The sequence below is a fragment of the Microcoleus sp. D2_18a_D3 genome (genome assembly GCF_036702455.1).
Classification (GTDB): Bacteria; Cyanobacteriota; Cyanobacteriia; order Cyanobacteriales; family Microcoleaceae; genus Microcoleus.
Window position 1 is genome coordinate 188,083 of the sequence record NZ_JAUBTK010000001.1, and the last position, 23,035, is coordinate 211,117.

Annotated in this window: 16 protein-coding genes; 8 read left to right on the forward strand and 8 right to left on the reverse strand. The window is 45.7% G+C overall.

The window, feature by feature from the left end; translation table 11 throughout:
• Window positions 1-312, reverse strand: a 312-nt coding sequence (locus tag QUB06_RS00890) for a tetratricopeptide repeat protein (RefSeq protein WP_333433829.1), incomplete at its 3' end; no start/stop codon positions are given.
• A gap of 419 nt (window positions 313-731) precedes the next feature.
• On the opposite strand from QUB06_RS00890, the gene rppB reads away from it, so the two are divergent.
• From rppB to rpmB, 3 genes are all read left to right on the forward strand, one after another.
• The gene (rppB, locus tag QUB06_RS00895) at window positions 732-2,063 is read left to right on the forward strand and encodes a two-component system sensor histidine kinase RppB (protein WP_333433830.1); all 1,332 of its coding nucleotides are present in this window, start codon (window positions 732-734) and stop codon (window positions 2,061-2,063) included.
• Between the two features lie 264 nt (window positions 2,064-2,327).
• Window positions 2,328-4,316: a molecular chaperone HtpG gene (htpG, locus tag QUB06_RS00900; protein ID WP_333433831.1), complete on the forward strand. Its 1,989-nt coding sequence runs from the start codon at window positions 2,328-2,330 to the stop codon at window positions 4,314-4,316.
• A gap of 174 nt (window positions 4,317-4,490) precedes the next feature.
• On the forward strand, window positions 4,491-4,727 hold the full coding sequence (gene rpmB / locus QUB06_RS00905; RefSeq protein ID WP_242724808.1) for a 50S ribosomal protein L28: 237 nt from the start codon (window positions 4,491-4,493) through the stop codon (window positions 4,725-4,727).
• Between the two features lie 78 nt (window positions 4,728-4,805).
• Here the strand turns inward: rpmB and QUB06_RS00910 are convergent, their stop codons facing one another.
• Both QUB06_RS00910 and QUB06_RS00915 read right to left on the reverse strand, forming a co-directional pair.
• Window positions 4,806-6,869, reverse strand: coding sequence for an adenylate/guanylate cyclase domain-containing protein (locus tag QUB06_RS00910; RefSeq protein WP_333433832.1), 2,064 nt, complete (start codon window positions 6,867-6,869; stop codon window positions 4,806-4,808).
• A 153-nt stretch (window positions 6,870-7,022) separates the two neighbouring features.
• Window positions 7,023-9,995 (reverse strand): adenylate/guanylate cyclase domain-containing protein, encoded by a 2,973-nt coding sequence (locus QUB06_RS00915; protein ID WP_333433833.1) that lies wholly within the window; start codon window positions 9,993-9,995, stop codon window positions 7,023-7,025.
• Between the two features lie 64 nt (window positions 9,996-10,059).
• Between QUB06_RS00915 and QUB06_RS00920 the strand changes: the two genes are divergently transcribed.
• Window positions 10,060-10,365, forward strand: a complete 306-nt coding sequence (locus QUB06_RS00920; RefSeq protein WP_333433834.1) for a hypothetical protein — start codon at window positions 10,060-10,062, stop codon at window positions 10,363-10,365.
• Window positions 10,366-10,479: 114 nt separating this feature from the next.
• On the opposite strand, the gene proS is transcribed toward QUB06_RS00920, so the two are convergent.
• Window positions 10,480-12,285, reverse strand: a complete 1,806-nt coding sequence (gene proS / locus QUB06_RS00925; protein ID WP_333433835.1) for a proline--tRNA ligase — start codon at window positions 12,283-12,285, stop codon at window positions 10,480-10,482.
• 85 nt (window positions 12,286-12,370) lie between these two features.
• Between proS and QUB06_RS00930 the strand changes: the two genes are divergently transcribed.
• From QUB06_RS00930 to QUB06_RS00940, 3 genes are all read left to right on the forward strand, one after another.
• Window positions 12,371-12,685, forward strand: coding sequence for a hypothetical protein (locus QUB06_RS00930; protein ID WP_333433836.1), 315 nt, complete (start codon window positions 12,371-12,373; stop codon window positions 12,683-12,685).
• A gap of 52 nt (window positions 12,686-12,737) precedes the next feature.
• Window positions 12,738-13,715 carry a hypothetical protein gene (locus QUB06_RS00935; protein ID WP_333433837.1) on the forward strand — a complete coding sequence of 326 codons (978 nt, stop codon included), beginning with the start codon at window positions 12,738-12,740 and terminating at the stop codon, window positions 13,713-13,715.
• A 755-nt stretch (window positions 13,716-14,470) separates the two neighbouring features.
• Entirely contained in the window at window positions 14,471-17,656 is a 3,186-nt protein-coding gene (locus QUB06_RS00940) for an MFS transporter (protein WP_333433838.1), read from the forward strand.
• An 86-nt stretch (window positions 17,657-17,742) separates the two neighbouring features.
• Here QUB06_RS00940 and QUB06_RS00945 read toward each other — a convergent pair whose 3' ends face one another.
• Window positions 17,743-18,330, reverse strand: a complete 588-nt coding sequence (locus tag QUB06_RS00945; protein ID WP_333433839.1) for a Uma2 family endonuclease — start codon at window positions 18,328-18,330, stop codon at window positions 17,743-17,745.
• Between the two features lie 288 nt (window positions 18,331-18,618).
• Here QUB06_RS00945 and QUB06_RS00950 point away from each other — a divergent pair, with 288 nt between their 5' ends.
• Window positions 18,619-19,098, forward strand: coding sequence for an orange carotenoid protein N-terminal domain-containing protein (locus tag QUB06_RS00950; RefSeq protein WP_333433840.1), 480 nt, complete (start codon window positions 18,619-18,621; stop codon window positions 19,096-19,098).
• A 225-nt stretch (window positions 19,099-19,323) separates the two neighbouring features.
• On the opposite strand, the gene QUB06_RS00955 is transcribed toward QUB06_RS00950, so the two are convergent.
• From QUB06_RS00955 to QUB06_RS00965, 3 genes are all read right to left on the reverse strand, one after another.
• Window positions 19,324-19,998 carry an acetoacetate decarboxylase family protein gene (locus QUB06_RS00955; RefSeq protein WP_333433841.1) on the reverse strand — a complete coding sequence of 225 codons (675 nt, stop codon included), beginning with the start codon at window positions 19,996-19,998 and terminating at the stop codon, window positions 19,324-19,326.
• A 407-nt stretch (window positions 19,999-20,405) separates the two neighbouring features.
• Complete coding sequence (locus tag QUB06_RS00960; protein ID WP_333433842.1) at window positions 20,406-21,887, reverse strand: S-layer homology domain-containing protein; 1,482 nt, start codon at window positions 21,885-21,887, stop codon at window positions 20,406-20,408.
• Window positions 21,888-22,049: 162 nt separating this feature from the next.
• Window positions 22,050-23,033 carry a DUF6263 family protein gene (locus QUB06_RS00965; protein ID WP_333433843.1) on the reverse strand — a complete coding sequence of 328 codons (984 nt, stop codon included), beginning with the start codon at window positions 23,031-23,033 and terminating at the stop codon, window positions 22,050-22,052.
• Window positions 23,034-23,035 lie beyond the last annotated feature (2 nt).

Below are 23,035 nucleotides of genomic sequence, written 5' to 3' on the forward strand. Positions count from 1 at the left end.
CGCCAACCACTGCTTTTGGTAGTCCATGGCTTTGGCGTAGTCGCCGAGGGAAAAGTAAGCATTTCCCAGAGCTCCCAGAGCTATTCCTTCGCTTTGGCGGTCTTCAATTTCTCGGGCGATCGCCAATGACTGCTGTTGGTAGTCGATGGCTTTGGCGTAGTCGCCGAGGTTACGGTAAGCATTTCCCAGAGCTCCCAAAGCTTCCCCCTCGATTTGGCGGTCTTTAATAATTTCTCGCGCGAGCACCAAACACTGCTGAGCGAAGTCGATGGCTTTGGCGTAGTCGCCGAGGTTATCGTAAGCATTTCCCATATCTCTCAGAGTCCTTCCCTCGCTTTGGGGGTCTTTAACCCTCTTTTGTCACTCTCCGAAAACAAAAATCAAAAGCACTGTTTAAAATTCTTACTGGGATGGGGTTTGTAGCTTTATTTTCTACTATGATAAACATAATCATTGCTTTTTGTCAAACTCTTTCCCTGCAAGGATTTCAGATAATAGACCTCTTGCAAAAGTCGTTTTAATCAAATTTTGGAAGGGGCTAGAAGCCCATCCCACAAGAAAAAAGATTTTTGTGGGACGGGCCGGAGAGCCCGTGCCAGCTATTTTCGCAAGAGGTCTAAGCTTATTCTCTCTTTTTTCCTCCTCTGCGTTCTCTGCGTCCTCTGCGGTAGATAAAAAAAATATCATCTTCAGCTAATTACCAATTACCAATTACTAGCAAGATATGAAAGGTGAATCAAAATAAACTATTTAATCGAACTCGCTGGCAATTAGCCATTTCCTATGCGGCTGTAATGGGTTTGATTTTAAGCTTGTTGGGATTTGGCGTATACAAGGCGATCGCCCACGCTCACTGGGTAGCCATAGACCGCGAATTAGAATCGGTAGCGGGGACGCTACACGACAGCCTAGAACTCAAATTGCAGCAGCCCGGACGCTTGGAGCCAATAGTAAACGAACTTTTGCCCAACCTCCGCCTAATGGGAGTTAAAGGCATTACAGAACAGTTGCCAAGCCGCCATATTTTAAGCGCTATCAACCAAGGCTATTACTATATTCGTTTATTTGATGATTCGGGCAAATTAATTGCTACCGCAGGCGCTTATCCCGAAGAATTACCACCAGCATTTAACTCCCAATACTGGCAAACAATAACTGATACCAAAGGCAATGTTTACCACCAAATTTCTGTAGCGCTACACACCCAAACACAGCAAGATTGGGGATATTTTCAAGTTGGGCGGAGCCTGCAAGACTTCAATGATTATCTCAGTACAGTGAAATGGGTTTTGAAATTAGGATTGCCTACAGCATTGATTTTGATAGGCTTTGCTAGTTGGTTGTTGGCAGGATTGGCCATGAAACCGATTTATTCTTCCTACCGACAAATCCAACAGTTTACAGCGGATGCTGCTCACGAATTGCGGACGCCTTTAGCGGCTTCGCAGGCGACAGTAGAATCGGCGCTGTTGACGCCTCAATTGGATGAAAAAGAAGCGCGGGAAATTTTGCGAACTGTAGAGCGCCAAAACCGACGGTTAACTCAGTTAGTGGCTGATTTGCTGCTACTGGCTCGCATGGATAATCAAGTGATACGCGATCGCCCTCAATTGTGTTGTTTGAATGACTTGGTGAGCGATTTAGTCGAGGAATTGGCAGCAATGGCGATCGCTTCTAAGGTAGCGTTAACATCCGAAGTGCGAGTGCAGCAGCAATTAAATGTTGTCGGCAATTCCGACCAACTTTATCGCTTAGTTGCTAATTTAATTGTTAATGCGATTCAATACACTCCGGCGGGCGGGAAAGTAACAGTTATTTTAGATTGCAGCCACCAGGAGGCGATCGTTCAGGTGCAAGATACCGGTATTGGGATAGCGGCGGCAGATTTAGAGCGAATATTCGATCGATTCTACCGAGTCAACAGCGATCGATCGCGCCATACCGGCGGTTCGGGACTGGGATTGGCGATCGCCCAAACCATAGCCCGCGCCCACCGCGGCAGCCTCAGCGCCCGCAGCGAATTGGGTTCCGGCAGCACCTTTCTCCTGCAGTTGCCTTTGTGAGCTACTATGTGAGGGCAACTGACATCTTGCACCATGTTCGCTTAACAGGCTTTTCGGCCTGTTCCACAAAAAGTTAATTATCTTGTGGGGAGTAGGGGTTGGAGACGAGAACCCGCCCCTGAAAGGCTGATTGAGAATTGTGCAAGATGTGGGGAAAACCGAATCATCTTTTTGTGGTAATCCCTTTTGCAGAAGAGAGCACGATCGCCGAAAATCATTAAATAGCTATTTCTAAGCAATTAGCACTCATCACAGAGAAAAATTATGACAGTTTTAGAACAGGGAACAATCTCAATCCATACCGAAAATATTTTCCCGATTATCAAGAAGTCGCTATACACTGACCACGAAGTCTTCTTGCGGGAGCTAATTTCTAATGGCGTCGATGCCATTGCCAAACTCAAAATGGTTTCCCGTTCCGGCGAATACGGCGGCGACATGGGCGAACCGCAAATCAACATAGCGATCGACAAAGAAAACAAAACCCTCTCAATTTCCGATAACGGCATCGGCATGACCGCCGACGAGGTAAAAAAATACATCAACCAAGTCGCTTTCTCCAGCGCAGAAGAATTTATTCAAAAATACCAAGGCAGTGGCGATGACGCAATCATTGGTCACTTCGGTCTCGGTTTCTACTCTTCCTTCATGGTGGCGAAGAAAGTAGACATTGATACTCTTTCTTACCAAGAAGGCTCCCAAGCAGTACACTGGTCTTGCGACGGTTCTCCCGCTTTTGAACTATCAGAATCTTCCCGCACGGAACGCGGCACTACTATTACTCTTACTCTCCAAGACGAAGAAGAAGAATATTTAGAACCCACTCGCATTAAGCAGTTAATCAAAACTTACTGCGATTTCATGCCAGTTCCCATCAAATTTGAGGGAGAGGAACTCAACAAGCACAAAGCAATTTGGCGGGAATCAGCCAGCAATTTGCAAAAAGAAGATTACTTGGAACTCTACCGCTACCTTTACCCGTTCCAAGACGAGCCGCTGTTGTGGGTACACCTGAATACAGATTATCCTTTCATTGTCAACGGGATTCTTTACTTTCCCAAACTGCGCCCGGATGTCGATGTTACCCAAGGCAATATTAAGCTATTCTGCAACCAGGTTTTTGTCAGCGACCACTGCGAAGAAATTATCCCGAAATTCTTGATGCCGCTGCGGGGAGTTATTGACAGTACGGATATTCCGCTGAACGTTTCTCGCAGTTCTTTGCAAAGCAATCGCACAGTCAGGAGAATCGCTGATTATATTGCGAAAAAAGTGGGCGATCGCCTAAAAGAACTCTACCGCGACGATCGTGACGAATACATCCGCTGCTGGCAAGATATCGGCACTTTTGTCAAGTTTGGAACTCTCAACGATGATAAGTTCAAAAAGCAAGTCGAAGATATTTTAATCTACCGCAGCACTTACGAACCAACAGCCGAGAAGCCAGAAACTGTAACGCCCGAAGTTCAGGTGCAAAGTGAGGAAGGAGATTTGTGGCAAGATGTCACTCCGAAGTCGGAAACTTCTACTTCGACGCAACCTTACACGACTCTAAAAGAGTATTTGGAACGCAATCAAAAACGCCACGAAAATCGCGTGTTTTATTGTACCGATCCGGCGTCTCAAGCAACTTACGTTGCTATGCACAAAAGCCAAGGTTTAGAAGTGCTGTTTATGGATTCTTTCATCGACACGCACTTTATCAGCTTCTTGGAACGAGAACACTCAGATGTCAAATTCTCGCGGGTTGATTCCGACATCGACGAAACGCTAATTGACAAAGAGAAAGAAGCGGAAATTGTCGATCCGGCGACGAATAAAACTCGCAGCGAACAAGTTAAAGAAATGTTCCAAAAAGCTCTCAATAAGCCGAAAGTGAACATTCGCACAGAAGCTTTGAAGTCTGATTCTGCGGAGGCGACGCCACCTGCGATCGTACTTTTACCGGAAGCTTTGCGCCGGATGCGCGACATGACGGCGCTTTTGCAGCAGCAAGCGGCGGAATTCCCCGAAGACCACGTTTTGCTGGTGAATACGTCTCACCCGCTGATTCAAAATCTGGCGAGTTTGAGTCAGGGTGCGATTATTCAAGGCGGCGGGGAGTCTCCGTCGGCTGAGTTGGCGAGTATGATTTGTCACCACGTTTACGACTTGGCTTTGATGGCCCAGAAGGGTTTCGATGCTGAAGGGATGAAGGATTTTGTCGAGCGATCGAATCAAGTCTTGACAAAGTTGACTGAACGTGCAATGTAATTAACCCCCCCCAACCCCCCCTTGCTAAGGGGGGGAGTAAGAGTTTATTTCTATTGCTGAGCGGGCGATCGGGTGTTTTTTGTCCCCCCTTTAACAAGGGGGGCTAGGGGGGTTCTGCGCTGTTGCTATATAATAAAAGGCTGCACGCAAAAAAACGGTAATCTGGAGCGCAATATGTCACGGAAATGTCAGCTAACGGGGAAGAAGGCGAATAACGGTTTTGCGGTTTCTCACTCGCACCACCGCACTCACAAGTTGCAAGAGGCAAATTTGCAGTGGAAGCGGGTTTGGTGGCCACAGGAGAAGCGCTGGGTAAAATTGCACCTTTCTACCAAGGCAATTAAAACCTTGGAACACAAGGGTTTGGAAATCATGGCGAAGGAAGCTGGAATTAACCTGTACAAGCTTTAAAAAACTTGGCTAAATTAAAATGAGGGCGATCGCACATTTGAGAGTGCGATCGCCCTTACTTTTAGAGAAAAACCTTTACTAGAGCAATTTTCGGCATTGCAGTAAATAAGTAGTCATCTCGCCTTTGCCTTTAACTTCGATCGCGCCACGGTTTTCAAAGGGATACTTTTCTCGCAACTGCTGATAAGTTGTCTCTGTTACCTGAATACACCCCGGAAAGCCGTGAGATTCCATGCGGGAAGCGGTGTTAACGGTGTCTCCCCACAAATCGTAAATAAATTTTTTAATACCGATGACTCCGGCGACAACCGGGCCTGTGTTGATGCCAATTCTGATGCTGAAATCTTGATTGTGGATATTGCTGAAGTCAGTAATTGCCTCCTGCATATCGAGGGCCATTTCTGCGATCGCTTCTGCGTGATCCGGGCGAGGAATTGGCAGCCCTCCAACTACCATGTAAGCGTCGCCAATCGTCTTAATTTTTTCCAAACCGTGTCTTTCTGCTAGGTTGTCAAATGTCGAAAAGATATCATTCAGCAAGGCTACTAATTGCGTTGGAGAAACTCGCGAGCTCAATTGAGTAAAGCCTACTATGTCCGCAAACAAGACAGTAACCTCCGCAAAAGTATCTGCGATCGTACTGTCTCCCCGCTTCAAGCGATTTGCTATTTCTTCAGGCAAAATATTCAACAACAAGCGTTCTGATTGTTCCTGTTGAACTCGCAGTGCACTTAAAGTCTCATTCAGAGCATTAGTTCGTTCTTCTACTCTAAACTCTAACTCGTCATTCAGCTTTACAAGCTGCATTTCAGCCCGCCTGCGGTCTGTGATATCCGTACCAATTGCCAGCATTCCCGCGAACTTTCCTGCCGCGTCAAACAGCGGTTTATTTGCCCACGATACCCAAACCCGCTCGCCGCTGCGCCGGATACTTTCATTTTCATTTCGCGTATATTGTTCTGGGTTTTCCAAAATATCTCTCAACTTGGCTGCCAAGTCATTTCCTCTTGTATCTCTCTGGGGAATGATTGTTCCCACGGCGTTTTTGCCAATTATCTCTTTTTCATCGTAACCAAAAAACTTCTGTGCAAATTCGTTAAAAAAAGTAATATTTCCTCGCCTATCTATTTTTAAAATAATGCTGTTAGCATTTTCCACTAATTCCCGATACTTAATTTCGCTTTGCCGCAGCGAATCCTCTGCTGAGGCGCGTTCGGCTACTGTCGCCGCCAACAGCAGCGATGTAACTACAATTACGCTCATAAAAGCCTGCAAAAATAAGATTGCCTGATTGATATTTTCCCCTTTGGCAATAAAGGGGCCACCTCCCTGAGAACCGCCCCAAATGGCGATACTGGATACAATGAAAGATGCTAAAACCGCCCCTAGCTGACCGAATTGAATGGTTGCCCAAATTACCAAGGGAAATGGCAAGTATTCGAGAGGATAACCGGAGAGATTACTTTGACTTTTTGAGTTGTAGACTAGCCAACTGACCGTTACTAATAACAGCAGGCATATTCCGACACTTATGCGATTTACAATTGTTTTAGAAGCTGTATTTTGTGAAGGGGTGGGCGCTGGTTTGTGGTTGTATAGAATTAACAGCAGGGGAGTAAAAATTAAAACTCCTAATGTATCTCCGAGATACCAATTCCATCGAATGTGCCAATATTCGCTCCAGTCAACTAAACCACTTAAACACAGGCGTAACGTGCTGAGAGTGCAGTTTATTTGAGTCGCAACTATAGCGCCCCAAAAGACTAAATTGACTACATCTATGAGCCGAGATAGTGATGAGCGAAAGTTGAGTTTTCGCAACAAAGCAAATGCAAAAAAAGCTTGCAAGCAAGCACTGCACGCAGCTAAAAATGCACTAAAAAATGACATTTTGTTGATAGTATCGAACAAAAATACCCCTAAAGCTATTCCCGGCCAAACTCGCCGACCAAATAATAAAAGTGCAGCTTGTGCAATTCCTGCCGGCGGCCAGACGCAGCTAGCTAATGTATTGACGCCTGGGATTGAAATTGCTATTTTTCCTCCCAAAGCGTAAGCAAAAGCAATGGCAGCTACTTTTGCTAAGTATTGCCAATTTCTAGATTGAGGAAATCGCAAAAACAGATTTTTGTTTTGGTTCATACTGAGTGTTAGATTTTTAACTAACTATAGCAACCGCGCCGGAGTCTTAAGAGATTTTTGATTGCTGAAATATGAGTTATTATATTGCTTATTCCTTCTTGCTTCTTCCTTCTTTTTCTCCTGACCGAAGCCGAAGAACCTTTTTTCTTACTGCTATAACTTGATGCCTGTAAGAAAGTAAGTGTTCATCTCGCCTTTGCCTTTGACTTCGATCGCGCCGCGACTTTCAAATACATACTTGTCCTGCAATATATCATAAATTGCCTCTGTTACTTGAATGCACCCCGGCAAGCCGTGGGATTCCATGCGGGAAGCGGTGTTAACGGTGTCTCCCCACAAATCGTAAATAAATTTTTTAATACCGATTACTCCGGCGACAACCGGGCCGCTGTTGATGCCGATTCTGATGCTGAAATCTTGATTGTGGGTATGGCTGAAGTCCATAATTGCCTGCTGCATATCTAGGGCCATTTCTGCGATCGCCTCTGCATGATCGCTGCGGGGCATCGGCAGCCCTCCAACTACCATGTAAGCGTCGCCAATGGTCTTAATTTTTTCCAATCCGTGCTTTTCTGCTAGGCGATCGAATGTGGAAAAAATGTCGTTAAGCAAGGAAACTAATTCGGGCGGAGAAATTTGGGAACTAATTTGAGTAAAACCGACTATATCTGCAAATAATACTGTTACTTCGGAAAATGTATCGGCAATGATGCTTTGGTCGTGTTTTAATCTGTCCGCGATCGGTTGCGGTAAAATGTTGAGTAGGAGACGATCGGATTTTTCTTGTTCTAAGCGCAAAGCTGCCTCAGCTTGTTTGCGAGTTGTGATATCTTGAACAGTACCTTCGTAATAAAGCAAATTTCCGTAGGAATCGCGCACGGTATAAGTATTTTCTGAAACCCAAATTATGCTGCCATCTCGGCGGTAAATTTGAGATTCAAAATCCGATACTTTGCCTTGTTCTTCTATTAAGCGGACAATTTCGGCCCGGCGATCGGGGTCAACATAAAGTTGTTGGCTAATATCAGTTAGTGTACCGACCAATTCCTCGCGCGAACTGTAACCGTAAATGCGAAGCAAAGCAGGATTGGCGCTGAGATATTGCCCATCTGGGGTAGTTTGAAAAATGCCGACGATCGCATTTTCAAAAATGCTGCGGTATTTTTCTTCAGCTTGCCGCAGCGCTTCTTCAGCCCGCTGGCGTTCTCGCGCTTCCATTGCGAAAGTTACAGAGTCTGCTAGAGAAACAGCGAAACTTTGTTCTTCAATCGTCCAAAAGCGGGGCATTCCTACGTGTTCTAAACAGAGAACTCCTGCTGTTTCTCCGCCTATTTGAATCGGCGTATCTAGCATGGAAGTGATGCCGAACGGAATTAGGTAAGATTCCGCAAATTCTCTAGTTCTAAAATCTTTTTGTGCGTCAAAGGCAGCAATTGCGCGTTCTTCTCGCAGTGTTTGAAAATAGACAGGATAGTCTGCTGCTGCTAATTCCAAGCCGTGTGAGTGCTGGTTGAGAGTGCGATCGAACAAATCTAGGCACTCGATCTTGGATTTAGTGCGATCGTACAGCCAGACGCTCGATCGGGCAACTTCCAGAGTACGGCTAGCAGTTTCTGTTATTTCTTGAAGCGCTTTTGTTAAGTCGCCTTGATTCAGCGCTTTATTTTTGGCTAAATCAATTAATGCCGATTTCTGTTTTTGTAGCTGAAGTTCGCTTTGTTTCAGGGCATTTGTCCGTTCTTCAACTCGGATTTCCAGCTTTTCATTCAGCTTTTGCAACGCTATTTCAGCTTTTCGGCGATCGGTGATATCTGTCCCGATGCAGAGGATGCCCAAAAGTTTGCCCGCTGAATCAACCAGCGGTTTATTTGCCCAAGATACCCAAACCCGATCGCCACTGCGCCGGATATTTTCATTCTCATAGCTGGTAAAGCGATCGGGATTTTGTAAAAGTTGACTATAAACCAACTCTAAGTTATTCCCTTCCATGTCCGTCTGTGGAATAATGGTTCCCAAGGCGTTTTTTCCCAGAATTTCTTCCTCCTTGTAACCAAAGAATTTTTCGGCAAATTCGTTAAAAAAAGTAATATTGCCATCAGCATCCAGTTTCAGAATAATACTGTTAGCATTTTCCACCAATTCTCGATATTTAATTTCGCTCTCCCGCAGAGAATACTCTGCTGATGTGCGTTCAGCTACTGTCGCTGCCAATAACAGCGAGGTAATCGTAATTACACCCATAAAAGCTTGCAAGAATAAGATAGCCTGATTAATATTGTCGGCTTTAGCTGTGAATGGCCCCCCTCCATGAGAACTGCCAAAAATTGCGATGATTGAGACAATAAACGATGCTAGGACAGCGGCTCGCTGACCGAATTGAAGCGCCGCCCACATTATCAAAGGAAACGGTAAATATTCCAGGGGATAACGAGAAATAGAAGCTTCATGTTTCGACTCAAAGACCAGCCAGCTCACCCCAATTAATAATATTAACCATACTCCTCGCTCAATTAAATAATTTTCCTTTGTTTCTGTTTGTATTTTTAAACTATCTGCTGCCAATTGAGGACGAATAAATATTAAAATTAAGGGAGTTATAATTAAAACTCCCATTGTGTCTCCCAACCACCAATTCCATCGAGCCGACCAATATTCACTCCACTCTATTTTCCCAGCTAAATATAGAGAAAAAACCCCAATAGTGCAACTGATTTGAGTAGCAATTAGACCGCCAAACAAGATTAAATTAATTACATCTTTCAATCGCTCGATAGAGGGACGAAACCGGAACCAGCTCAGGGCGGTTACTGCAAAAACAGCTTGCAGAATCGCCCCGGCGTTTCCTCCCAGCCAAACCACGAATATTTGTTCATTGGGGTTAACTAAATTGAGCAAATATGTACCCAAAACTATGGCAGGCCAGACTTTACTCCCAAACAATAAAAGTCCAGCTTGGGCAATTCCTGCGGGTGGCCACACCGAGGCAGCAAAGGGACTAACACCTTGAATTGAAATTGCTAGCCTCGCTCCCACGGCGTAAGCGACAGCAACGACAGTTACTTGAGCTAAGTACCGCCCAATTCGGGATTGAGGGAATCGCAGAAACTGATTTAGGTTCAGATTCATACCGAGTTTTAAGTTTTAGGGAATTTCACATCTCAAGGAAGTTCGGCAACGGATTCTGTAACGGATGTCACGGATGTCATGGATGTCAGGAAGAGGGAAGTTCGGCAACGGATTCTGTAACGGATGTCACGGATGTCACGGATGTCATGGATGTCATGGATGTCAGGAAGAGGGAAGTTCGGCAACGGATTCTGTAACGGATGTCACGGATGTCACGGATGTCATGGATGTCATGGATGTCATGGATGTCATGGATGTCAGGAAGAGGGAAGAGCATCTCATATTATTTGTAAAAACACTTCTTCTGGCTCCTTCTTTCTTCCTCTTTCCTGCTGCATCCTGTCTCCTGCCTCCAAACTCCAATTTCTAGCTGGGTGCTTTCATTGAGATGCTCCCAAGAGGCTCGCAATGTAGGGTGTACACCGGGAACATTGCGAGCCTAAATGTAGGTGCGCGGTGCGCGCACCTTACCAATTATAAAGGCTTAGTTGATGGCGGCTTCAATCCACTGTTTTAAAGTAGAATTGACTTCATCAATGAGAATTTCATGGGATTTGTGAGTTGCTCTTTCTACAACTTCAACTTTGCCTGCTTTCAGCGAACGGCCCGGAACAATCCGATAGGGAATGCCGATTAAATCAGCATCTTTGAATTTAACTCCGGCTCGTTCGTCGCGGTCATCTAGTAGGGTTTCAATGCCAGATTGGTTGAGTTCTGCATAGAGTTTTTCGGCGACTTCTACTTGTTGGGCGTCGGAAATATTGGGGATGCTAATGATGGCGTGATACGGGGCGATCGCCACTGGCCAAATTATCCCGTCTTTGTCGTAGGATTGTTCTACGGCCGATTGAGCTAGCCGCGACACGCCGACGCCGTAGCAGCCCATAACAAAGGGCATTTCTTCGCCTTGTTCGCTGGTGTAGGTAGCGCCCATTGCTTGGGAGTATTTGGTTCCTAATTGGAAGATGTGGCCGACTTCGATGCCTCTGGCGCTTTGCAAGGTTTGTTCGGGGTTGTGCACGGCCCGATCGCCCTTTTTGGCTGTTCTGACACCCACAACCGTTGCTGGTAGCGGAAATTCTTTATCCCAATTAGCCCCGACAACGTGGTATCCTGATTCGTTTGAACCGGTGACAAAGTTTGTCAGCTCAACTGCAGTGCGATCGACTAAACGCAAAAACTTAGAGTTTACCTGCTTGCTTCCAGCGATATAATCATCAGCAACATCGGGAGCCATATAACCGAGAGGTAAAGATTTAGCCGCCCATTTCCGCTGAGCTTCCGCATCGGGAACAGTCAAAAATAAAACAGTTTTAGCTTGATAATTGCCCGCTAACTTCGTCAACTCATTCAGCAACTTTACCTGATTCACATCTTGGTCGCCCCGAATGCTTACCAATACCAAAACAGTCATGCCATTGTCGTAAACTGCCTGGTAAAGCACATTTTTGACAACTTGCGTCGGAGAACATTTCAAAAATTTGCAAAGTTTATCAATTGTTTCAGTTCCCGGCGTTTCCCGCTTTTCAAAAGTGGCAAAGGGCGACGGTTCGGCATCAGCAGGCATCGAGACAGCCTTTTCCACATTAGCTGCATACTGACCATCTTCAGTATAAAGAACTTCATCTTCTCCCGCTTCAGCCAACACCATAAACTCTTGAGAACCAGAGCCACCAATTGCTCCAGAATCAGCATCTACTGCTCGGAATTGCAAGCCCGATCGGCGCAGCATATTGCTATAAGCTTGAGCCATATCCTGATAAGTTTTTTTCAAACTTTCTTCGTTAGTGTGGAAAGAATAGCCATCTTTCATAATGAATTCGCGACCGCGCATCAACCCGAAACGCGGGCGAATTTCATCGCGGAACTTAGTTTGGATTTGATAAAGATGTAAAGGCAATTGCCGATAGGAACGAATCATATCTTTAGCAATTGTAGTAATTACTTCTTCGTGAGTTGGGCCCAATCCCAATTCTCGCTGCTGCCTATCTGTCATGGCAAACATAATACCTTCAGCTTGAGTGTAGGTATCCCAGCGGCCGGATTCCCGCCACAAATCGGCCGGTTGCAATTGCGGGAGGAGACATTCTTGAGCGCCGGTAGCGTCCATTTCTTCGCGGACAATTTGAGATACTTTTTTGAGAACTCGCCACATTAAAGGTAGATAAGCGTAAATTCCGCTACCGATGCGCCGGATGTATCCGGCACGGAGTAATAATTTGTGGCTGGGAATTTCTGCTTCTGCCGGGTCTTCGCGCAGGGTGACAAAAAGCATTTGAGAGAGTCGCATGGCTGATTTCCTTAAAATACCGGATGATTGTAATCTCAGATTAACTTCTGATATTATCAGACGTGAGGCGGATTTGATTAAATATATGAATAAAATTTGGCGAAACTACGAAAAAGGTATGGCAGTATTTGATAATTGTCACTCTCCTACTGTGCAATCTCAGTGGCTTGCCTTAAAAGATGAAATAGGAGAATTTGTTCGAGAACCTAATTTAAGCGAAATTTGGGATATTGTTCATGCTGCTGGTCGATTGCTTTACAAAATAATCGGAATTCCCTTATATTTACTGGCATATCCTACTGTTCGCAAACACAGTCAACGTTTCGAGGAGTACGGCTGTATTCGCAGCCTTCGCAACTGTGAGGGTAAATGCTGTAAACAGTTGACAGTTGACAGTTGACAGTTGACAGTTGATGGCGAGGTTTTTAAACAGTTGATAGCTAAAAATTATCATGACTAGATTCATCCACGACCAATTTGCTAAACAGTATTTGAAAGAACTATTAACCCCTCTCGGTAATGTAGAAACCAGCCGGGATGTCGCTGGAGAAGTAAGGCAGGTTGACGTTTTATTTTCCCCGAAAGCAGAACCGGAAGTCGAAGCAACAGCCCTCGGCATTCTGGGTCAAATCGCAGCAAAACCCGCTGTATTTGAACCCTTCCGCAGCCCAGTCCAAATCGGAGAAATTCGCAGTTGTCTGGGCAAACTCTTCGATATCCACGGCGAATTTGAACGCGCCGCAGCTAGAGAAAATACCCGGATTGCAGAGGCAGACTTGCCCCAACTCTGGATACTGTCGCCGACTGTTTCCGATACGATGCTAGCTGGATTTCGAGCCATTCCCGAACCGGAAAATTGGGTAAGTGGAGTTTATTTTCTGGGCCCATCTCTGAAAGCAGCGATTATTGCCATTCACCAACTCCCCCGGACTCCAGAAACTCTGTGGCTGAGAGTTTTGGGGAAGGGAAACGTGCAGAAGCAAGCTATTGCCGAATTGAGAGAGTTACCCTCAGATAATGTCTTTCGGTTGAATGCGTTAGAATTGTTGTACAACTTGCGAACGATATTAGAAGTACGTCAAGACATAGATCGAGAAGATCGGGAGTTAATTATGGAACTGTCACCCCTCTACTTGCAACGGCTGGAAGATGCAACTCAGCGCGGTATCCAGCAAGGTATCCAGCAAGGTATCCAGCAAGGTATTCAGCAAGGTATCCAGCAAGGTATGCAGCAAGCTATGCAGCGCGCTCAACGCCTGATGGTTGAGAGTCTCCTACAACTAAAATTTGGCGAGATTGATGAAGAATTAGCCCAAATAATCGAGCCTTTGATTCAGCTAGAACCCCTCGATCGCACGCGACTAATTAGGCAGCTCGATCGCTCTGAATTGCTAGCTCATTTTGAACAAAAAAATCAACCGGAATCCTGACTCAGCAGCGCACTCTACAATCGGTAGGGTGCGCTCAATATCACTTTACTATTTATTATCGACTAAATGGGGAGGTAATTATGCAACTATCACCCCTCTATTTACAACGGCTTGAAGAAGCAACTCAGCGAGGTATCGAGCAAGGTATTCAGCTAGGTATCGAGCAATGTATTTAGCAAGGTATCGAGCAAGGTATTCAGCAAAGTAAACGCCAGTTTGTTGAAAGTATATTACAAGTAAGATTTGGCGAAATTGATAAAGAATTAGCCCAAATAATTGAGCCTTTGATTCAACTAGAATTTCTTGAAATCGCGCGACTGAGTATGCAGCTCGATCGATCGCAATTACTCGCTCGTTTTGAGCCTAAAAATCCAACGGAATCCTAACTCGCTAGCGCACTCTACGATATGTAGGGTGCGCCGAATCTCAGTTTACTACTATAGATAATTGGTGGCGATCGCCCCCCGCCTCAAACTTGCCACGTTTATGCGAACTCTGCTGCTATTAGTCCCAGAAAGACTGATTTCTGACTTTAGACGGATTTATTTTTTAGCTTCCACAGCCATAATAAGCAGTAAGGATGAGATAACTAGAGAACTGATTTACTACTCATCCCAATTTCACTAATAAGGCTTTCCGTAAGATAAAGCCGAACCAAAACAAACCATCATCTAAAGATTACAAAATCCCCTATAAAAAAGTTGGGGACTATTTTCGCTATGCCGAGTTAGGCATAAAAACTTAGGAGGGAAATTATGTTTCAAAGCGAGTTATTAATGTCGCTGTACACTCCCCAAGTCAATAGGGGCCAAATGCCAGTAGAAATGCCAGTAGAAATGCCAGTGCCAGTACAAATGCCAGTAGAAATGCCAGTACAAATGGATGTGCCATTTGACCACCCCGATATCGGAGGGCTGATGTTTTTAAGCCCGCAGTTTTTCGTGGCATTAATCGCCGGAGTCATCATGGCTTTCGGCTTCCAGTTCCTGTTAACAAATTTCTCGATCGCCGCCAAAATCTCAAATTGGGACGAGGCTTTACCCGACGATGACGATGATGATGAGTCCGAAAGTATAGGCCGTAAAGTTCGCAAAATCGAAGGTTTAGTCGGGGGGTGGATTTTAGTCACCGTTAACCTGGCTTTATTTTTGGCTTGTTTTCTGGCAGTCAAACTAACTTCAATTGCCTCGGTAGACGGAGCGGCAATTATTGGTGTGGTAATCTGGGCTGCGTACTTTTTAACCCTGGTGTGGCTCGGTTCTAGCGCCGTCGGTTCCATGATTGGTTCCTTGATAAAAACTGCTTTTTCAGGCGTTCAAGGCGTCATGGGCACTGCTGGTGCTGCGATCGGCGGCAAGATGGCCAGCGACCAAATGGTCAACACTGTAGAGGCATCTGTTGCCGCTGTCCGCCGCGAATTGAGTTCGGCGGTAGACCCGGATAGCATTCGCGAAACACTGCAAGATTATGTGGGTTCTTTGCAGTTACCGAAACTAGATGTTAAGGAAATTCGCGGTCAATTTGAAAAGTTGCTGGGCGATGCAGATATCAAATCTCTTGCGGGAAGCGACGTTCTGAAGAATGTTAACCGCCAGACTTTTGTGGATTTAGTTAAGAGTCGCACCGACTTTTCTCAAGAGGAAATAACTCAAGTTGCTGACCAACTCGAAGGCGTTTGGAAGCAAACTTTCGGCAAGCAGCAAGAGCAGAAAGACCCGAATTTAGAGTTGGTGGATTTTCTCAAGTTTGCGGCTCCCGATTTGCTGAAGTCTGACGAACTCAACGCCAAGCTGTCTCAAATTCTGGAAAGTAGGGAAAACAAATCGGAATCCAGCAGCGGCATGAAGCGAGCAATGCAGTTGGGTGTGGGCACTCTTGTGAACACTGTTTTGTCGCGGACGGATTTGTCTGATTTGGATGTTGAAAAAATCACTGGTCAGTTGCAGCAACTGACAGCCAAAGGGACGGAACAAGCTAAATCTTTGGCTTCTAAGGTGGGCGACAAAGTGCCTGCGCTGCCTTTCAATACAGCTAAGGCTGATGTGGAAAACTACTTGATGAATGCCCAACCTTGGCATCTCAACCGGGAGACAATCAAGCAGGAATTTAGGGATGTGATTTACGACCCGGAAGCTTCTCCCGGGGCTGTTTTGCGCCAGTTAGAGCTGTTTAATCCCGATTATTTTGTAGGGATTCTCAGCCGCCGCGAGGGGTTTGCTCCTGAACAGGTGACGGAAATTGCCGAACAGCTTGAAGGTGTCCGCCAAGAAGTGTTGGAAATTGTGCAAGCTGCTGCTGGTGAAGAACAGTCTCAAGATTTGCGGAGCCGGATTGAGAATTATTTGCGAGCGACTGGCAAAGATGAGCTCAATCCTGAAGGTATCGAGCGCGATTTCCAAGCGCTTTTGGAAGACCGGGATGCTGGTTTTGAGGCTTTGCGCGATCGCCTTTCGCAGTTTAACCGCGATACTTTGGTGCAGTTGCTGGGTCAGCGGGAAGATTTCAGTCCAGAGGAAGCCGATCAGTTAATCGGGCGGCTCGAAAGTTCGCGCGATCGCGTGATTTCTAAAGCTCAAGAATTGCAAGAGCAAGCGCAATCGAAAGCGCAAGAATTGCGACAAAAGGTAGAAGACTATCTCCGCAATACTAATAAGGAAGAACTCAATCCTGAAGCGATCGAGCGCGAGTTTCAAACGCTGTTAAACGACCCGGAAGCCGGATTTAAAGCGCTGAGAGAACGCTTGTCTCAATTCGACCGCGATACGCTGGTGCAGTTGCTGTCACAGCGCCAAGACCTCAGCGAAGAACAGATCAATCAGACGATCGACCGGATCGAATCTGTGCGCGACAACATTATCCACGCGCCGCAAATAGTTGCAGATAGAGCTAAGCAACAGTACGAGGAAGTTACTGCAAAAATTGGCGAGTACCTGCGGAATACTAACCTGGAAGAACTCGATCCAGAAGCCATCAATCGGGATTTGACTAAATTGTTTGAAAATCCGAAAGAGGGTGCTTTGGCACTTCGGGACAGACTTTCTCAGGTCGATCGCGAAACTTTAGTCAAGCTGCTTTCACAGCGGGAAGATTTGAGCGAAGAACAGATCAATCGGACGATCGATCGCGTGCAAGATTCAATTCGCAGCATCGTGAAATCGCCCCGCCGCTTGGCATCTCGCGCTCAAAAAACAGTCCGAGATTTCCAAGGAAGTTTGGAAAATTACTTGCGGAATACGGACAAGGAAGAACTCAATCCTGAAAGCATCAAACGCGATTTGCAGTTGCTCTTTAGCGAGCCGGGAATGGGGATGCAAAGTTTGGGCGATCGCGTGAAGCACTTCGATCGGGGTACGCTGGTAGCGCTGCTGTCGCAGCGGGAAGACATCTCGGAAGAGGAAGCGAACAAAATTGCCGACCAAATTGAATCTGTCCGCAACCAAATTGTCGAACAAGTTCAAATGGTTCAGGACAAGTTTCAGTCAGCAATGGATGGTATTTTCGGGAAAATCCGGGATTACCTCAATTCGCTCGATCGACCAGAGCTCAACTACGAAGGCATCAAGCGGGACTTCCGCAAAGTGTTTGACGACCCGCAGGCCGGATTTGACGCGATTAAAGAGCGTTTAGGTGAGTTCGATCGCGGTACTTTAGTTGCCCTGCTGAGTTCTCGTTCCGATATTTCCGAGACTGACGCGCACCGAATTGTTGACCAAATGGAAGGAGCCAGGGACAGCGTTTTATTGCGATCGGAACGCCTGCAACATGAAGCCAAAAAACGCATCAAACAGCTCAAGAAAAAGACCAAGCAGCAAGCCGAAGATGCGCGCGAAGCGGCAGCAGCCGCAGCTTGGTGGCTGTTCGGTACGGCTCTGACTTCTGTAGTTGTTTCGGCTTTGGCTGGAGCAATAGCAGTCAACGGGATTTCGGGTTTGTTTAGCTAGACTTTCAACGAGTTTGAAATAAAGTTCTCCTGATTCTAGGCTGGCTGTTTGCCAGCCTATTTTCTTTGGAATAATATCAGAGTCCTTCAGGATTCTATAGTTGGCGGAAATACTCTCGATAAATCGAGCGCCAAGTCGTGAAAATAAGGCAGATTAACAGACTCGTTGGGCAGAAAAATCAGCGTCCTGCGATAACCAAATTGGCCAGGGGCATTCTGATACGGATCGCTGTAACATTCCAAGCAAGTTTGTAATAAATTAAATATCCAATAGTTCGAGATTCCGGCTTCAGCATAAAGGGGGAGCTTAACCTGTTTGTCGTAACTCAAAGAAGAATCTGCAATCTCAATCAGCAACAGTATATCCCCTGGACAGGGGTGAGAGGATAGATAGTCGTCAGGGCGATTTTGTACGAGCGAAAAATCAGGTTCAGGTTCGCTGTTTGTCGGTAAAACGATGGGAGATTGACACTGTAAAGTTGCCCGCTCTGCTACTATGGCGCTTAATTCCCGCAATAATCTTCTCAGACAGGTTTCGTGAGCGGTACCTTTAGCTGCCATTTTCACAAGTTCTCCATTAATTAACTCAACTCGATCGTCCTCACCAAAGAACCCCAGTTCTGTGAGGCGATGATATTCCGCTATGGTGAAGCGTTTTGCAGTTGCGATCGACATAACAGCCACCTCAATACAGGTCTGTTGCGATTATAGGCGATCGTCGATCGGCTAAACAATGCTAATCATGAGCTCTGCCAACAACAATCTTGTCAAATTTTCCTCATCCTTTGGTTGCAAATTTTCCCAATTTTGGTGAATTTACTCCCCAAACTTATGTCCGGGATCATCTCTGTCTTAAGCAAGATTCTAGCATCACTATTTATTAGGTACTTTAACTTAAGTAGCAAACAAAAGTTTTCTCAAACATAAGAAAACTGAGCAATACATATTATTTTGGAGGCTTGAATGACATTTACTACTGCCGGTGCTTACGACCAAGGAAAAGCAGATATTCAGAGCTTGAGTGTAGACGACCAATTAGGTGTGCTGTGGTTTGTTTACACCGAAATCGGCAAGTCAATAACGCCAGCGGCTCCCGGTGCTTCCGGTTCCGAAATCGCTCAGGGTTTGTTCGAGCAAGTCAAACCGCTGCCCCACGAAGCACAACTACAAGTAATGCGCGACATTGCCTCAAAAGCCAATACTGAAATCAGCCGGATGTACGGTTCGATGAGCCCAGAAACCAAGCTGGCTTTTTGGTATTTCCTAGCAGTAGGAATGGACGAAGGAACTATTATTCCTGTGCCTCCAGACTATCAACTTCCTGACGCAGGAAAAGCTTTATTAGGAAAAGTTCAGGGCATGGACTTTCAGCAGCAAATTGATTTCCTTCGCGGTACAGTTTTAGAAATGGGTGCTGAAGCCGCTCCAGGCGCTGGCATTTAAAAATAGGACTTACGAAAAAAAACCCCGTTTATCCGAGAATATTGGGTGCAGCAACCAGGCATCTAGGAAGAAACCGGGTTTTTAGCCCTTTGATGCGTAAGTCCTCAAAAAGATTAGTAAGTAGCTCAAACTAATACGCCGCGACAGAAACCCGGCTTCTTCAAGAAACCGGGTTTCTGGCTGTTCTGTTTTTTTAGGTTGACGGCGAATACCCGCACTTTACAGCTAATAACTGAACTCAACGGCTCTGTTTCCCACAAATTCCGGCGCACCGACTGTTAAACGCATATCTTCGCAGGCAACTGTTAGCAAGGGCTGGCCTAAGTTTAAACTGGCAAAAGGACTTTCTTCGCCCACTTCTAATTCGCCTTTAATCAAACCGATGCGAGACTCTAATCCTCCTTTAAACAACAGCAAATTGCTGCGGTCAGCGCTGAAAACATTTCCGCTAAAAGGCAGCGGTAAGGCTAAAGTTTGCTGGCTGTAATTGAGGCTGCACAGTTGACGGTTTTCTTGGCTAACTGTGACGCGGTAGCCTAGCGGTGATGCTTTTACCGAATCGCTACCTTCCCAACTAAATGTAGCTAATTCTTTAGGAAGTCCCCAAATTTCGCGCCCGCCGGCTACCGAGTTAGGATTGTCTACGTAGATGTGGGAAATCCAAGCGCCCCATTTTCCTGCATAATTGGCGATCGCGCTAACTACAATTAACTCATTGTACTCCATCACCGAACCCAACCCGTAGGAGGATATATAAATGCCACCTAGGGTTTTTCCTGGCAATAAAGAGACAATTTCTAACTCAGAGGGAACCAAGGGGCGCACTCGTGCTACATCTACCAATTGTAAAGTCTCAACAGCATAACCTTGCAGATGCCACGGTGCAGGTGGATATACCATTTTAAGTGATTTAATGTGTGAGATTTTATATTTATTTTAGCTTGGCGCTTCAAAAAGCAACAATTTTTGGTATTTGTTCACAAGTTGTTAGTAACTGAGATGTTGCACTATTCTCAATAAGCTTTTTATGAACAGGCAAGATGCCTGTTCCACAAGAAAATTCACTCTTTGTGGAACAGGCATCTTGCCTGTTCTGGAGAATGGGGCAAGATGTGAGTAGTAATTTACTTTATTTAAACAAATTAATAGGTGACGATAAATTTGATGAATAGTTGACTTTGGTTATCTGTTGTATGGGGCGGGTTTAGTAATATTGTTAGTAGGAATTAGATATTATTCGTAAAACCCGCCCCTACAGATATTATCAGCGTTAATCCGCTTTAATCTGCGGTTAAAAACCTCCAAATCTACTTACTAGCATAACCCGTACTTACCAAAAACTCCCGCAACTTCCCAAAGAATTGAGTGCGATCGCGTCCTTGATAAACTTTCTCCAACAACTGCCAACCTTCCGCATCCTGGCCCATGACATACTTGTTCGCCATGAAGGCCGCCAAAACCCCCTTCACCTCCCCATTTTCACTCAAGCGCTTGTTAGATTCCAGCCAAAGCTCAGCAGAATTCGTGTATACTTCCACCGGATACTGTTTGCTAACATCTTGCATTTTACCTTGGCGGTACTGCCAAATTTGCAGCGGAAAGCGAGAATCAGCGTAATTTGTAAAAGCCTCGGAAAATCTGCCGTCCTGGCTCTTAAACTCTGGGATATCATTTTTGCCAAAATCGACTATTTCGTAACTCACATTGCCCCAAAAATGCTTGACGTGACTGTATTTGTTAGCCCCAGAGTCGTAGCGGTAAATAAACGAATAATTGCAGCAGCGGACGCCGCTTTTGATAGAGACTAAATCTGCCAGCACTTCCGGTTCCTTGTCGCCGTCCAAATCGCGAATTCGCAGCGATAAAAAACGTCCTTCTGATATTTCTTCGCTGGCCCTTTGGTCGGGGTTATCTACTAGAGAACGAGTCGGAATCAGCACTGGTTCTTCTAATAAAGTTTTACCGTCGCGGATAATTCTAATGCGGAGATTTTTAGCATTTTCTGCTTCTTTTACGAAAGAAACTTCCGCCCGAACTTTCCCCGCTTCCGAGATTTCTGTTGTTCTCGGCGGGCCGATATTCGCCGGAACTTGGGCAATATATTGGGCAGGAACTAAGGCAGTTTGGCCGGGTTTGGCCAGCGCCTGACAGAAAAAAGTTGCGACTTCGGCGCGAGTAGCATTCCGAGTAGGTTCTAGCTGTTTAACAGCCGGATAATTGACCACAAGTTGTTTTTCTGTGGCGGCGGCGATCGCACTTCTGGCCAGTTCGGGAATGTCCCGCGCATCTTCAAAAGTCGCATCCAAAATCTCAGCCGCCGGCCCCGCAGGTGTATATTTCAAGCCGCTGGTTAAAGCTACCAAAACCTGCCAGCGGGTAACATTCAACGTCGGGTTAAAAATGCTGCCGCTGTAACCGGACATAAAACCCGTCTGATAAGCTTCTCGAATTGCTTTAAAACCCCAGTAATTTGTAGGAATATCTGCAAAATCGATCGGAGCGCGGACGGTTTTGGCATCGGGAAAAGCCATGCGAACCATTGCCGCAAACTCAGCGCGGCTGACTGGGCGATTCGGGCGAAAAGTGCCGTCTTCGTAGTAGCCGCTGATAATTTTTTTCTCTGCTAACTCCTCAATGCAAGCTTGAGCCCAATGGTTGTTAACATCCTGAAATTTGGCTTCAGCAAATGCCGGCGCTACATTCAGACCCGGAAACACTAAATTCCCGATGATTATCCCTAAAGCTACGACGAAAGCAATTACAGCTTGACTTTTGTGCGATCGAACCATAGAACAGACTCCTCTACTTGCAAATTGGCGATCGAAAGTTTCGGAAAATTTACATAATATCCAGTATATTAGCCCGATTTAATACCATTTATTAAAAATTTAGCTGCCACCAGGGACACGGCAAGGCCGTGTCCCTACTTTTTCCAGTTGGTATAATAAAGCTTACTTCGACTCTAAAGTCATCTCCATCGCCATTTTTGTTGTAATTGTTAATTCTTGAGAACTGCCAGCATTTTTAGCACTCATTTCGCTATTTGAACTAACAGACTCAGTAGACCGAAAAGGCATTAATCTATCCAAGCGCCTTGTGGCTGCTCCCCGACCCTGGGAAGCAAAAGATTTTAGGGTTAAGGTAGTTCCCGGAGGCAGTTGGGGAGAGGTAATATTTTGAGGTTTTGCTTGCTGCTCTATACTTACATTCAGAGAGGCAACTCCATCTTGCCAACTAGCCAATTCATAGGTAGCAATGTTATTCACATTCATGCCGAAATCCGAGGAAGAAGAAACGCGCCATTTGGCTCCTTTTCCTACTGCTTCTGCAGGCAGCGGCGAGGCAAGTTGCTCTAGAGATTTAGACATTTGTCCAACCATTTGTTTGAGGTTGTTGTCAGCTTTTTCGGGCAAAATAAAGTTACCTCCTTTATTAAAACCGCGATTGTCCATGATGAAAGAGCCTTTCATTCCGACCATGCTTTTGAGTGCGGAACGCATGGCATCTCGGACGGCTGGCGGCATATTTCCAGTATCGCCGACGATATCTGAGTTAGTATAAGCAAACTCGTAGTGAATATCGCCGTTGGGATCAATCTTAGTGACTTTTGTCTCGAAAGTCATCACCGATACAGGAATTTTAGCCGCAGGCGAAGACCGACCGGATGCGGATATTTCCATATCCATTTTTACGGTCATAACTGTCGTTTCTTTGACATCGATAGCTGGTTTTAAACGCAGTTCCTGTCGTGGTTCCACTCCCGGATTTAGCAGTTCCACTTGCGGGCTTTTCGAGTTTGGGGCAGGCGCGGATACGCCAGGGGCTGGCTGCTGCACTACAAGTGGAGTTTCAGCACTTAGCGAAGCAGGAGAAAGCTCGATCGCCCATCCGGCACTTACCAAACAAAGAGATGCAATAAACTGTCTTTTTTTCATGG